Origin of the sequence: Pseudomonas sp. ok272, from assembly GCF_900109995.1 — a bacterium.
In the GTDB taxonomy this organism is placed as follows: Bacteria; Pseudomonadota; Gammaproteobacteria; order Pseudomonadales; family Pseudomonadaceae; genus Aquipseudomonas.
The window spans coordinates 1-13,123 of record NZ_FOCB01000020.1; the positions used below are offsets into that span (position 1 = coordinate 1).

The 13,123-nt window shown below is 63.1% G+C and carries 12 protein-coding genes and 1 pseudogene; 4 read left to right on the forward strand and 9 right to left on the reverse strand.

Annotated elements, in window-relative coordinates; genetic code table 11:
- Both BMW74_RS22040 and acnB read right to left on the reverse strand, forming a co-directional pair.
- A partial coding sequence (locus tag BMW74_RS22040) for a hypothetical protein (protein WP_139208450.1) occupies positions 1-234 on the reverse strand: 234 nt, incomplete at its 3' end.
- 197 nt (positions 235-431) lie between these two features.
- The gene (acnB, locus tag BMW74_RS22045) at positions 432-3,041 is read right to left on the reverse strand and encodes a bifunctional aconitate hydratase 2/2-methylisocitrate dehydratase (RefSeq protein ID WP_093426251.1); all 2,610 of its coding nucleotides are present in this window, start codon (positions 3,039-3,041) and stop codon (positions 432-434) included.
- A 465-nt stretch (positions 3,042-3,506) separates the two neighbouring features.
- Between acnB and BMW74_RS22050 the strand changes: the two genes are divergently transcribed.
- A complete protein-coding gene (locus tag BMW74_RS22050) occupies positions 3,507-3,977 on the forward strand; it encodes a DUF1289 domain-containing protein (RefSeq protein WP_093426252.1) in 471 nt (156 codons plus the stop codon).
- A gap of 161 nt (positions 3,978-4,138) precedes the next feature.
- On the opposite strand, the gene BMW74_RS22055 is transcribed toward BMW74_RS22050, so the two are convergent.
- Positions 4,139-5,005: a universal stress protein gene (locus BMW74_RS22055; RefSeq protein WP_093426253.1), complete on the reverse strand. Its 867-nt coding sequence runs from the start codon at positions 5,003-5,005 to the stop codon at positions 4,139-4,141.
- A gap of 208 nt (positions 5,006-5,213) precedes the next feature.
- Here BMW74_RS22055 and BMW74_RS22065 point away from each other — a divergent pair, with 208 nt between their 5' ends.
- Positions 5,214-5,819 carry a MiaE family protein gene (locus BMW74_RS22065; RefSeq protein ID WP_093426255.1) on the forward strand — a complete coding sequence of 202 codons (606 nt, stop codon included), beginning with the start codon at positions 5,214-5,216 and terminating at the stop codon, positions 5,817-5,819.
- A 65-nt stretch (positions 5,820-5,884) separates the two neighbouring features.
- Here the strand turns inward: BMW74_RS22065 and BMW74_RS22070 are convergent, their stop codons facing one another.
- On the reverse strand, positions 5,885-6,295 hold the full coding sequence (locus BMW74_RS22070) for a PaaI family thioesterase (RefSeq protein ID WP_256562644.1): 411 nt from the start codon (positions 6,293-6,295) through the stop codon (positions 5,885-5,887).
- A 165-nt stretch (positions 6,296-6,460) separates the two neighbouring features.
- On the opposite strand from BMW74_RS22070, the pseudogene BMW74_RS22075 reads away from it, so the two are divergent.
- A pseudogene (locus BMW74_RS22075) lies at positions 6,461-6,658 on the forward strand (hypothetical protein); the annotation flags it as partial.
- 134 nt (positions 6,659-6,792) lie between these two features.
- A complete protein-coding gene (locus tag BMW74_RS22080) occupies positions 6,793-7,146 on the forward strand; it encodes a BON domain-containing protein (RefSeq protein WP_093426256.1) in 354 nt (117 codons plus the stop codon).
- Positions 7,147-7,501: 355 nt separating this feature from the next.
- Here the strand turns inward: BMW74_RS22080 and BMW74_RS22085 are convergent, their stop codons facing one another.
- The 5 genes from BMW74_RS22085 to BMW74_RS22105 all read right to left on the reverse strand — a co-directional run bounded on the left by BMW74_RS22085 (position 7,502) and on the right by BMW74_RS22105 (position 13,016).
- Positions 7,502-8,473 carry an ABC transporter ATP-binding protein gene (locus BMW74_RS22085; RefSeq protein WP_093426257.1) on the reverse strand — a complete coding sequence of 324 codons (972 nt, stop codon included), beginning with the start codon at positions 8,471-8,473 and terminating at the stop codon, positions 7,502-7,504.
- Positions 8,473-9,468: an ABC transporter ATP-binding protein gene (locus tag BMW74_RS22090; protein ID WP_175479281.1), complete on the reverse strand. Its 996-nt coding sequence runs from the start codon at positions 9,466-9,468 to the stop codon at positions 8,473-8,475. Before BMW74_RS22090 ends, BMW74_RS22085 begins: the two co-directional genes overlap by 1 nt.
- Positions 9,465-10,346: a D,D-dipeptide ABC transporter permease gene (ddpC, locus tag BMW74_RS22095; protein WP_093426259.1), complete on the reverse strand. Its 882-nt coding sequence runs from the start codon at positions 10,344-10,346 to the stop codon at positions 9,465-9,467. Before ddpC ends, BMW74_RS22090 begins: the two co-directional genes overlap by 4 nt.
- Position 10,347: 1 nt before the next feature.
- Positions 10,348-11,364, reverse strand: coding sequence for an ABC transporter permease (locus tag BMW74_RS22100; protein ID WP_093426260.1), 1,017 nt, complete (start codon positions 11,362-11,364; stop codon positions 10,348-10,350).
- 74 nt (positions 11,365-11,438) lie between these two features.
- A complete protein-coding gene (locus BMW74_RS22105; protein WP_093426261.1) occupies positions 11,439-13,016 on the reverse strand; it encodes an ABC transporter substrate-binding protein in 1,578 nt (525 codons plus the stop codon).
- Between the last annotated feature and the right edge of the window lie 107 nt (positions 13,017-13,123).

Sequence of the window (13,123 nt, forward strand, 5' to 3'; positions counted from 1 at the left end):
GATGCGGGCCTGATCGACCACGCTGCCATTGAGCATGAGCTCAATGGCGTCGCCGCGGTTCATGTCGGCCCACGGCGGGATAAAGATCTTCAGGCCCCTGTCGGGGTCCAGGTCCACGGCGGCGGCGATGTTGATCCCCCATTCTCCAGAGTCGAGGATCGGTTGGGTACGGTCAGGGATTTCCAGTTGCAACAACGCGTTGGGCGCGAGGTTGCGGGGGGGCTGAATGAGCATGGGCAGGACTCCAATCGCGTGTTGGGGGGTAAAAGGCGATGGCGTTATTTAGAACCGGGGGGCGGGGGCTGGCTACTGTCAGATCTTACAGGTAGGGAGGTTTTTTCGACGAACGGTTGGTGGGATACTGCCGTTCACGGGCATAAAAAAACGCCGCCCCTCTCACAAGGGGCGGCGTTTTTTATTGCGCGGTGACCTTAGGCTTGAACGACCGGGATCTTCGCGTTTGCCGCAGCTTCGCGGAACTCGGCGATCTGGTCGAAGGACAGGTAGCGGTAGATATCGGCCGCCATGCTGTCGATCTTGCCCGCGTACTCCATGTACTCCTCGACGGTCGGCAGGCGACCCAGGATCGAGGCCACGGACGCCAGCTCAGCCGAAGCCAGGTAGACGTTCGCGCCGTCGCCCAGACGGTTCGGGAAGTTACGGGTCGACGTCGACACCACGGTGGCGTTCGGTTCTACGCGAGCCTGGTTACCCATGCACAGCGAGCAGCCCGGCATTTCCATGCGCGCGCCAGCCTTGCCGTAGATGCCGTAGTAGCCTTCTTCAGTCAGTTGGTGAGCGTCCATCTTGGTCGGCGGCGACAGCCACAGACGGGTTGGCAGCTGACCCTTGACCTGTTCCAGCAACTTACCGGCAGCGCGGAAGTGACCGATGTTGGTCATGCACGAACCGATGAACACTTCGTCGATCTTCTCGCCAGCAACGCTGGACAGCAGACGGGCGTCGTCCGGGTCGTTCGGCGCGCAGAGTACTGGCTCGCTGATGTCGGCCAGGTCGATTTCGATGATTTCGGCGTATTCGGCGTCGGCATCGGCTTCCATTAGCTCAGGGTTGGCGACCCAGGCTTCCATCGCTTGGGCGCGACGTTCCAGGGTGCGCGCATCGCCGTAGCCTTCGCCGATCATCCAGCGCAGCAGGGTGATGTTGGACTGCAGGTACTCGGTGATCGACTCTTTCGACAGCTTGATGGTGCAACCGGCAGCCGAACGTTCGGCCGAGGCGTCGGACAGTTCGAACGCCTGTTCCAGTGTCAGGCCTTCCAGGCCTTCGATTTCCAGGATGCGGCCGGAGAAGGCGTTTTTCTTGCCTTTCTTTTCGACGGTCAACAGACCGTTCTGGATGGCGAAGTACGGAATGGCATGAACCAGGTCACGCAGGGTGATGCCAGGCTTCATTTTGCCTTTGAAGCGCACCAGGATCGATTCCGGCATGTCCAGCGGCATCACGCCGGTGGCGGCGGCGAACGCGACCAGGCCCGAACCGGCCGGGAACGAGATGCCCATCGGGAAGCGGGTGTGCGAGTCACCACCGGTGCCGACGGTGTCTGGCAGCAGCATGCGGTTCAGCCACGAGTGGATGATGCCGTCGCCCGGACGCAGGGAAACGCCGCCGCGGGTCATGATGAAGTCAGGCAGGGTGTGGTGGGTGGTCACGTCGATCGGCTTGGGATACGCCGCGGTGTGGCAGAAGGACTGCATCACCAGGTCAGCGGAGAAGCCCAGGCACGCCAGGTCCTTGAGTTCATCACGGGTCATTGGACCGGTGGTGTCCTGGGAGCCGACGGTGGTCATTTTCGGTTCGCAGTAGGTGCCAGGACGAACGCCTTTGCCTGCTGCCAGACCGCATGCCTTGCCGACCATCTTCTGCGCCAGGGTGAAGCCCTTGGTGCTTTCAGCCGGTGCTTCCGGCTTCTTGAACAGGTCGAACGGTGGCAGGCCCAGTTCGGCGCGAGCCTTCTCGGTCAGGCCACGGCCGATGATCAGCGGGATACGGCCGCCGGCGCGGACTTCGTCCAACAGCACCGGGGTCTTCATTTCGAAGGTGGTCAGGACTTCGTCGGTGCCGTGCTTGCAGACTTTGCCCGCATGCGGGTACAGGTCGATCACGTCGCCCATGTGCATGTTGGAAACGTCGAATTCGATTGGCAGTGCGCCGGCATCTTCCATGGTGTTATAGAAGATCGGAGCGATCTTGCTGCCGAAGCAGAAGCCGCCAGCGCGCTTGTTCGGCACGTACGGCACGTCGTCGCCGAAGAACCACAGCACCGAGTTGGTGGCCGATTTACGCGACGAACCGGTACCCACTACGTCACCGACGTAGGCAATCGGGAAGCCGGCGTTGCGCATTTCTTCGATCTGCTTCATCGGGCCGATGGCGCCTTGGACGTCAGGCTCGATGCCTTCGCGGGCCATTTTCAGCATGGCCAGGGCGTGCAGCGGGATGTCCGGACGGGACCAGGCATCAGGGGCAGGGGACAGGTCGTCGGTGTTGGTTTCGCCAGTCACCTTGAACACGCGCAGGCTGATCTTGTCGGCCAGGGTCGGGCGGTTCTTGAACCACTCGCCATCTGCCCAGGACTGCAGCACGCCTTGGGCATGCACGTTGCCGTTCTTGGCTTTTTCCGCGACGTCGTGGAACGCATCGAACATCAGCAGGGTGTGCTTGAGTTGGGCGGCAGCGACGGGAGCCAGTTCGGCGTCGTCGAGCATGTCAACCAGGGTCACGATGTTGTAGCCGCCCTGCATGGTGCCGAGCAGCTCGATCGCGCGCTTCTTGTCGATCAGCGGGGAAGTGGCTTCGCCTTTGGCCAGGGCGGACAGGAAGCCAGCCTTGACATAGGCCGCTTCGTCCACGCCAGGTGGAATGCGATTGGTGATCAGGTCGACGAGGAAAGCTTCTTCGCCAGCCGGGGGATTCTTCAGCAGCTCGACCAGGCCTGCAGTTTGTTCGGCGTTAAGTGGCTGGGGAACGATACCCAGTGCTGCACGCTCTTCGATATGTTTGCGGTAGGCTTCAAGCACAGTTATTACCCTCATCAGTGGTCCCAAATGGGTGTCCGGGACGCTCATCCCGAAATGGCCGTACTCATGCGTCGCGTGGCGTTGTGGGCCACTTGACCAGAATTACCGGACATTCCTTACAGAAGCTGCTTTCAAAGTTTTACGCCTGCAGAACGGGGAGCTGATGAGGGTTGGCGTGGGGCTTTTCACCGCTGAAAAACCCTTCGCCAACACCGCTCTGAAGGAACGACTGTGCTCGTGACGCTTTGAAAACAGCTTCAAACGGACATTGGCGCCTAAAAAGGCAGGCTGATTCTACGGTAAAAAAAAGTTAAAGGTAAGTCGGCTTCTATTGGACTTTGGTGGGGCGAGTCACGCGGGTGGGTCAGCGGGTGCGCGGCAAGCCCCTGAGCTTTGAGGGGTGATGAATGTCCGGCAAAGGGCTAACATGCCGGCCTGTTTTGCTTTCTCGCGTTCTGCCTACCTATGCCCAATCAGACTATCAAGACCCCCTGCATCGGCCTGTGTTCCACGGTTTACGGTGACCTGGTGTGCCGTGGTTGCAAGCGTTTCCACCATGAAGTGATTCATTGGAACGGTTACAACGAGGAGCAAAAACGTGCCGTCTGGTTGCGCCTTGAACAATTGTTGGTGCAGGTGATGGCCGGCAAGCTGGAGGTTTTCGACTCGGCGCGCCTGCGCGAGCAGCTTGAGTCGCGAAAGATTCGCTTTGTGCCCCATCAGTCGGAGTATTGCTGGGCCTACCAGTTGATCGCCCGGGGCGCGCGGGTGATCAACAACCTGGAGGCGTACGGCATGGTGCTGCTGCCGGAGTTTCGCGAGTGGAACCTGCCGGAGCTGCGCGATGCCATTGATCGGGAGTTCTTCCTGCTGTCCGAAGCCCATTACCAGCGCTACATCGCGCCGGGGTTTCTCAAGGATGTGCTGGGTGGGTAAGCGCTAAAAGCTTCGCGAGCGGGCGCGCTCCCACGAGGGTGGGGCGGATACACCTCTGTCATCTAACCCAAGACACTGTGGGAGCGAGACCGGCTTGCCGGCGAAGAGGTCAACCCCGCCAGCCTCGTCACTGACAGGCCCATTCCCATCGCCATCAGGCGCTACTTCCCGCTATTGGCCAGCTCTTCCAGGTGATCCATGAGCTCCTGCGGCTTGAGCACCAGGACGTCGCTTTCCAGGGCATCGAGCACCACTTCCGCGGTATTGCCGATCAACGCCCCCGAGAACCCGGTACGCGCCACACTGCCGATCACCGTGATCGAAGCCTGCAGCTTATGGGCAACATGGGGAATGAACACGTCGGCCGGGCCTTCTTCGATGTGCAAGTGCTCGTCATCAATGTCGAACTCGGCCTGGAATGACTTGCAGTGCTCGCGGTAACGCGCCTCGATGGTTTCCTTGAGCTGGAACACCGGGTCAGCCGCCGAGAGCATCGGTGATGGATGGGCGGCGATCACATGCAACTGCGCCTTGGCCAACTGGGCGATGTCGAAGCCATGATCGACGATGCTCGCATGCAGCGCCCTGTGCTCGGCGTCGCTGTTGCCGACGTCGATGGCCGCCAGGATCACGCCACCGGTCCAGGGTTTGCTGGTCTTGACCAGCAACACCGGGCTTGGGCACTGGCGCAGCAGTTTCCAGTCATCGGGGGTCAGCAGGAACTTCTTCAGCGGGTTGTCCGCAAAGTGCTGCTTGACCACCAGCCCGCAGCCTTCGGCCTGTTGCACCTCGATGATGGTGTCATGCAGGCTTTTGTTCCAGGCCTGTTCGGTCGTCACGCTGTGGCCTTCTTCCAGCAGGCTGGCCTTGAGCACGCTCAACAGCGCCGAGTGGTCATGCTTCTTGTCGCAGATCAGCAAATGCAGATGGGCCTGGGTGACGCCGGCGATCAGCTTGGCGCGCTTGAGGGCCAGGCTTTCGCCCGGCGAGGGCTCAATCACCACCAGGATGCTGCGAATGGCTTGCATGGTCGGACTCTCCGGTAAATAAGAACAGGTCGTAGCCCAACTATAGTTGCTGGTTGTGAACACTGGTCTTGATGCATATCAACGGCCGGCGCTGGTGGTCTGCCGGCAGCCCGGTATAATCGCCGGCCTTTGCCGTGAACCTCTTGTCTGTGAGCCTCATGTTTGTGATCTGCGAAATCTTCTGCGCCGCGCCCGGTGGTCCTGCCCGATGAGCCTGCCCGAAATCCACGAGTTCCTGGGTTGCCGCACGCCGCACGCCTGGGTCCAGGCCGCGCTGGCCGATCAGGAAACCCTGTTGATCGACCACAAGAACTGCGAGTTCAAGGCCGCCAGCACCGCCCTGAGCCTGATCGCCAAGTATCACTCCCATGTTGACCTGATCAACCTGATGTCGCGCCTGGCCCGCGAAGAATTGGTGCACCACGAGCAAGTCATGCGCCTGATGAAGAAGCGCAAGATCGAACTGCGCCAGCTGTCCGCCGGCCGCTATGCTTCGGGCCTGCGCAAGGTGGTGCGCAGTCACGAGCCGGTCAAACTGGTGGACACCCTGGTGGTCGGGGCCTTTATCGAAGCCCGCAGTTGCGAGCGCTTTGAAGCCCTGGTGCCGCACCTGGACGAAGAACTGGGCACGTTCTACTTCGGCCTGCTCAAGAGCGAAGCCCGGCACTTCCAGGGTTACCTCAAGCTGGCGTACCAGTACGGTGACGCCAAGGACATCGCCCAGGTGATCGACCGGGTCCGCGCCGCCGAGCAGGAACTGATCGAGTCCCCGGACGTCGAGTTCCGTTTCCACAGCGGCGTGCCGACCCTCTGACCGGTCGCTCGTATGACTCACCCACATAGGTAACCGTCTTTAACTGGCACGGGGCCGGCCGCGGGTCAGCGGGCCTCGACCGGCACCAGGATCGCGTCGCCGGTGGCCACCCGCTTCAGTTGATCGCCATTCTGGGCGAACAGTTCGGCACGGGCGAAGACCTGCTTGGCGCCGGCCTTGATCACCTTGCCCCGGGCGATGAACACTTCGCCCACGGCCGGTGCCAGGCAGTTCACCGAGAAGTGCGAGGCCAGCACATTGCCCGCCACGGTGCCGGCGGCAAAGCCGCACGCGGTGTCGAGCAGCGCACCGATCAGGCCCGCATGCAGGAGCCCGGCGTACTGCGCCATATCGTCCCCGCGAAAGGCCATGCTCAGCTCTACCTCGCCGCTTCCGGCGTGGCTGACGGTGACGCCTGCCCAGCGGTTGAAGGCGGAAGTCGCGTTGATCTGTTGCAGGGTTTCAAGCAGGGTCATGGCTCGCTCCTGGGTCGGTGAATGCTCACCCTGAGCGGTTTGCCCGGCAAAGTAATCCTCAATAGTGCCGGGTGATTGCGCGTCAACACGCGGATGGATGGGGCGTGTAGCCCGCCGAGACGCAAGAGGCCATCGAGAAGCCCAAGCAACATGGCTGCTGGCTGCTGGCTGCTGGCGGTCACCGGTTTTGCCACCAGTATCGACGCCCTGGTCGTCGGCGTGGGCCAGGCGGTTGGCCTGGCGACCATGTCCATGGTGACCATTGGAGCGGTGATTGGCCAACGTGCGGAAATCGCCGGTGGCGTGGTGTTGATCATGGTAGGTTCGGCGATGCTCTACGAGCACCTTTCGGCCGTCGCGTGATGACGGGGCAGGCCAGCTCGCGTCTGCCCTGTACGCACTATACTTAACGCGTGTTGGCGTGGCCGTGGCGCGTACTCCTCGGCCAGCGCCCATGGATGAGCAGTACGTGTGGAAACACGACAGAGGGTTGCGCCATGAAACATCACTCCTTGCAGCAATACTCCCAAGACCTGGGCATGGCCGTTCACGACACGTGGACGACCACCCGGGTCAAATCCGCCCTGGCCAAGGCAGGTTCAGCGCTGAGCCTGCATGTTCACGTCAAGACGCATGCCGGCCTGGTGACCTTGAGCGGCCGGGTCTTGACCCATCGCCAATGTGAACAGGCCATCGACCTGGCCCGCGCGGTGCCCGGGGTCATGGAGGTCGACGGCCGCGAGCTGTTGACCCACGTGTTCATGCCGGGCGCCAACATGGAAGCGCCCAATGCCGAGGAGAGCAACGAGTACCACTCTCCGTTATCGGGCAGGAAGGAGGATGACCGGTAATCCAGGGCATCCGCGGCAGACTGAGGGTGCTTACAAAACCTGCGGTCAAGCCCCGCCAGTGTGGGAGCGGGCTTGCCCGCGAAGAGGCCAGCAGGGTCAACATCATCGCGGACTGACCCACCGCCATCGCGAGCAAGCTCGCTCCCACGGGTTTCGAGGGTGCTCACAAAACCTGCGGTCAACCCACGCCACTGTGGGAGCGGGCCTGCCCGCGAAGAGGCCAGCAGGGTCAACATCATCGCGGACTGACCCACCGCCATCGCGAGCAAGCTCGCTCCCACAGGTTTTGAGGGTGCTCACAAAACCTGCGGTCAACCCACGCCACTGTGGGAGCGAGACTGGGTTCTGCGTGTGGTCAGGCCTGGACGTGACACCTGACCCGCTGTTGTTCACCCCCGCGCATGACCTGTGGTTGTTCGCAGCCTGCGGTGCTGGAGGCGCAGCGCTCGCGGAAGAAACACCCTTCGGGAAGCTGGCGGTTACCGGGCAGTTCGGTCGGCGCGGCCATTTGTTCGGCGTGCAACGGCACACCCAGGCGCGGGACGGCTTCGAGGAGCAGGCGGGTGTACGGGTGGCGCGGTTGGTCCAGCACCTGGGCTGCACTGCCCAGTTCGACGATCTGCCCCAGGTACATCACCGCCACCCGGTCGGCCATGTGCCGCACCACCGAGACGTTGTGGGAGATCAGGATGTAGGTCAGGTTGCGCGCCCGTTGCAGTTCGGCCAGCAGGTTGAGGATCTGCGCCTGCACCGAGATATCCAGTGCCGACGTCGGTTCGTCGAGGACGATGATGTCCGGGTCCGACGACAGTGCCCTGGCGATTGCGATTCGCTGGCGCTGGCCGCCGGAAAACTGGTGGGCGAAGCGGTCCAGGTATTCTGGGCGGATGCCCACCTGCGCCGCGACCTTGGCGGCGACTTCGCGCATCTGCTCGCGGTTGCGCGGGCCGCGGGCGTACAGGGGCTCGGTGATGATGCGCCAGATCGGCAGGCGCGGGTCCAGGGACGATTGCGGGTCCTGGAACACGATCTGCACGTTGCTGCTGCCTTCGCCCTTGTGGCCGTTGGCCCAGCTCAGGGCACCACTGCTGGGCTTGACCAGCCCCATCAGCAGTTGGGCCAGGGTGCTCTTGCCGCAGCCCGACTCGCCGACGATACCCAAGGTTTCCCCGGCCCGGACCTGGAGGTCGATGCCGTTGAGCGCGTGGGCGTAACCCCGTGGGCGGCCCAGCCAGTCATTGCTGACGGGGAAGCGCACGCGCACGTCGTTGAGCTTGAGAATCTCGGGGGCCGAGTGGCCTGTGGGGTGAATCAGCGCACTGTTCATCACGAAAGCTCCTGGTGCGGCAACCAACACGCGCTTTTACGTTGTTCATTACCGTGGATAGCGGTCAGTACCGGGCGCTCACCACACATGGGCATGGCGTGCGCGCAGCGTTCGGCGAAGGTGCAGCCGGAGGGCAGGCGCGCCAGGTTGGGGACTTGTCCGGGAATGGTCATCAGGGGCTGCCCCGGCTCGACCATCTCGGGCAAGCCGCTGAGCAAGCCCTGGGTGTAAGGGTGCTGGGGATGGCTCATGACGTCGTCCGTCAGTCCCTGCTCGACCACGGCCCCGGTGTACATCACGTAGACCCGGTCGCAGAACTGCGAGACCAGCGCCATGTCGTGGGTGATCAGCAAAATCGCCGTGCCTTTTTGCCGGGCCTTCTCGCGCAGCAGCAACAGCACCTGGCGCTGCACGGTGACGTCGAGCGCGGTGGTCGGTTCGTCGGCGATCAGCAGTTGCGGCTCGCAAGAGAACGCCAGTGCGATCATCACCCGTTGGCGCATGCCACCCGACAGCTCGAACGGGTAGCTTTCCAGCACCTGCTCGGGGCTGGCGATGTGCATGTCGCGCAGCAGGGCGATGGCTTTGTCGCGGGCCGCCGCGGCGCTGATCTTCTGGTGATGGATGATCACGTCGAGCATTTGCCGGCCAATGCGCCGGGTCGGGTTCAGCGCGGTCATCGGCTCCTGGAAGATCATCGCGCAATCGCGGCCACGGATCTGCAGCAGGTCCTTTTCCGGCGCGGTGAGCATGTTGCGATTGAGCATGCTCAGGCTGCCGGAGGTGATGCGATAGCTGCGCTCGGGCAGCAGGCGCATGCTCAGCATCGCGGTCACCGACTTGCCTGACCCGGACTCGCCGACCACGCCGACGATCTCGCCGGGGTTGACGTGCAGGGACACGCCGTTCAGCGCCTTGACGTTGTTCTGGTAGGCCGGGAACTCCAGGCTCAAGTTGTCGATGGCCAGGACTGGGTTGCACGTGGGCATGGTCATTTCCCCTGTTGCCGTGGGTCGAGCAGATCGCGCACGCCATCGCCCAGCAAGTTGAAGCCGGTGGCGGTGATCAGGATCGCCAGCCCCGGGAAGGTGGAGTACCACCAGTTGTCGAGGATGTAATTGCGGCCGGTGGCGACCATCGCGCCCCATTCGGCGGTAGGTTGTTGCGCGCCCAGGCCGATGAAGCCCAGGGCCGAGGCCATCAGGATCGCGCTGCCGATGTCCAGGCTCAGTTGCACCAGCAACGGCGGCATGGCGTTGCGCGCGACGTGCCAGTGCACCATGTGCCAGCGCCCGGCGCCGAAGGTCTCGGCGGCCTTGACGTAGCCCATCTGGCGGATGCTCAGGGCCTGGCCGCGCGCCAACCGCACATAGGACGGGATGCGCACCAGGGTGATCGCCAGCATGGCGTTGAACAGGCTGGCCCCCAGCGCGGCGGCCAGGGCCATGATCAGCACCAGCGACGGCACCGACAGCATGATGTCCATCAAGCGCATGACCAGGGCGTCGAAGCGCCCGCCAATGATCCCCGAGAAGCAGCCCAGCAGGCCGCCGATGAAGCACGAGGCAAAGGCCACGAACAGGCCGACGCCCACCGATTGCTGGCTGCCGAACAGCACGCGGCTGAACAGGTCGCGGCCGACTTCGTCGGTGCCGAACCAGTGCTCGGCGGACGGTGGCGCGAGGCGCTCGGCGAGGTTCAGGGCGTTCGGGTCGTGGCTGGCCAGCCACGGGGCGAAGATCATGCACAGCACGACCATCAGGGTGATCGCCAGGCCCGCCATGGTCAGCGGGCTGCGGCGGATCTGGTAGGCCAGGTAGGCGAGCTTGGCGCCCAGGCGCGGGCCGCGTGCGGCCGTCAGGGTTGCGGACATTTCAATTCACCTCGCCGATGCGTGGGTCGATCACCCGGTACAGCAGATCGATGGCCATGTTCAGCAGTACATAGATAAACGACACCAGGATCGCGAAGCCCATCACCGCCGGGAAATCCAGCGACTGGATCGACTTGACCACATAGGCGCCCATGCCCGGCCAGGCGAAGACGGTCTCGGTGAGCACCGCGCCATACAGCAGGTCGCCCAGGGTCAGGCCGAGGACGGTGACCGAAGGGATCAGCGCGTTGGGCAGGGCGTGGCGCAGGATCACGGTCCAGCGCGACAGGCCATAGGCGCGCGCGGTGCGGATGTAGTCTTCACCCAGTTGTTCGAGCATGGCCGAGCGAATCTGCCGGGCGATCACCCCAAGGGTCACGAACCCCAGCGTGGCCGCGGGCAGGATCAAGTGCTCCAGCGCATCGAGAAACAGGCTGACGTTACCGGCCAGCAGCGAGTCGATCAGGTAGAAGCCGGTGATCGACGGCGGCGGTGCCAGCCCTTCGGACAGCCGGCCACCGCCGGGCAGCCAGCCCAGGTGACCGTAGAACAACACGATGGCCCCCAGGCCGAGCCAGAAGGCCGGCGTGGAAATGCCGGTGACCGCCAGGGTGCGGGCGATCTGGTCGATGGCCCGGTTGTGGTAGACCGCCGACAACACGCCCAGCGGCACGCCGACCAGGATCGCGAGGAACAGCGCCACCAGGGCCAGTTCCAGGGTGGCGGGGAAGAACGCTTGCAGGTCTTCGAGCACCGGACGGTTGGTGCGGATCGACGTGCCGAGGTCACCTTGGACCAGGTCCATCAGGTAACGCCCGTACTGTTGGTACAGCGGCAGATCCAGCCCCAGTTGGTGGCGAATGCCGGCCACCAGTTCATCGCTGGCACGGTCGCCGGCGATCAACCGGGCCGGGTCGCCGGGAATCAGGTGGGAGATTGCAAAGGTGATCAGCGAAACCCCGAGCACGACCAGCAACAGGCCGAGCAGGCGCTTGCGCAACAACGTCAGGAAGGCCATTTGGCACCTCAGTCACACGAACGACGAAATCAAAAGCCGTGCGCGCCAACCGTGGCGCGCACGAAGGAGCGGGGTTACTTGCTCATGCTGCCCAGGTTGAACACCTGTTCGAGCATCGGGTTGAACACGTAGCCCTTGACCGAATCACGCATCGGCAGGGTGTAGCTCTTTTGATAGAGGTAGGCGTAGACGCTGTCGGCGAGCACCATCTTCTGGGCCTTCTGGTACAGCTCGACACGCTTGGGCTGGTCGCTGGTGGTGGCGGCTTCGCGGATCAGGCTGTCGACTTGCGGGTTGCTGTAGAACGAGCGGTTACCTTGCAGGCCCTGCATCTTGGAGTCGAACCAGAAGTTCATGAACATGTAGGGGTCGGCGAAGTCCGGGCTCCAGGTGCCGACGGCGATGTCGTAGTCGGCCTGGCCAACGCGTTCACGCAGGGTGGCGTTGGCGGTCTTCTCCAGCTTGAGGTTGATCCCCAGCGGCGCGAGGGCGGCTTGCAGGGTCAGGCCGATCGGCTCCCAGTTGGCGTCCTTGTCCGAGTACATGTAGCTCAGGTGGGTGATCTTTTGCGGCGCCTTGGCCAGGCTGTCCTTGGCGGCGGCCATGTCCTGCTTCATCGCTGGCAACGAGCTGTCGTAGGCCCACATGCCATCGGGAATCGGCCCGTTCAGCAGCTTGGCCTTGTCCTTGAGAATGCCCTTGACGATGCCGTTGTAGTCCACCGCCTCGGTGATGGCGCGGCGGGCGTCGACGTTGGTCAGCGGGCCCTTCTTGTTGTTCAGGTACAGGTAGGTGACGCGCAGCGACGGGAAGTCCTTGACCACCACGCCCGGCTTGCTGGCGAGTGCGCCCAACTGGTCCTCGGGCATGTCTTCGATGATGTCCAGGTCACCGCGTTCCAGTTGCAGGCGGCGCACCGACGGCTCGGCGATGGTCTTGAGGATCACGGTCTTGAACGCAGGCTTGGGACCGGCGAAGTGCGGGTTGGGCTCCATCGTCACCGACTGGCCTTTTTGCCAGTTGCTCAGGCGATATGGGCCGGAACCTGCGGTGTGGCCGGACAACCAGGCATTGGTGTCGGCGCCCTTGTTGGCCACCAGCGGGTTGACGATCGAGGCGCCGTTGTGGGCCAGGGTGAACAGGAACGGGGCGAACGCGGTCTTGAGGGTAAAACGGATGGTCTGCGGGTCGATCACCGCCACCACCATGTCTTCCGGGAAGGCACCGGACGGCCCTTGCTTGAGGGTCATCAAACGGTCGAAGGAAAACTTCACGGCGGCGGCATTCACCTCGGTGCCGTCATCGAACTTGTTGCCGGGCTTGAGCTTGAACTCCCAGACCAGGTTGTCCGGGGACACGGTCCAACTGTCGGCCAGGTCGCCCGTCACTTCGGTGCTGCTGCCACCTTCGGTCTTGTAGCCCACCAGTCGCTGGTAAGACGGGTAGGTGATGGTCCAGTCGTTGTTATCGAACGTCACGGCCGGGTCGAGGGTCTGCGGGTCGGCGGGCTTGCCGATGATCAGGGTGTCCTGGGCCACCGCGGCGGTTGCAGCCTGCCAGGCGCCCAGGCTCAGGGCACCGCACAGGGCGCTCAGCAACAAGCTGCTGGCGCGGGAAGAGGTCTTGCGGTTCACGGTCTTGATAAGGGTCATGCCGGTTTCCTTCAACATTCGATGTCTGGAAGTAGGTCAGGTTTTTTTTTGGAATCTATAACCGGGCAGTAGCAGGTGAAGCATGGGTGAAGCGTTTTTATTGTTGT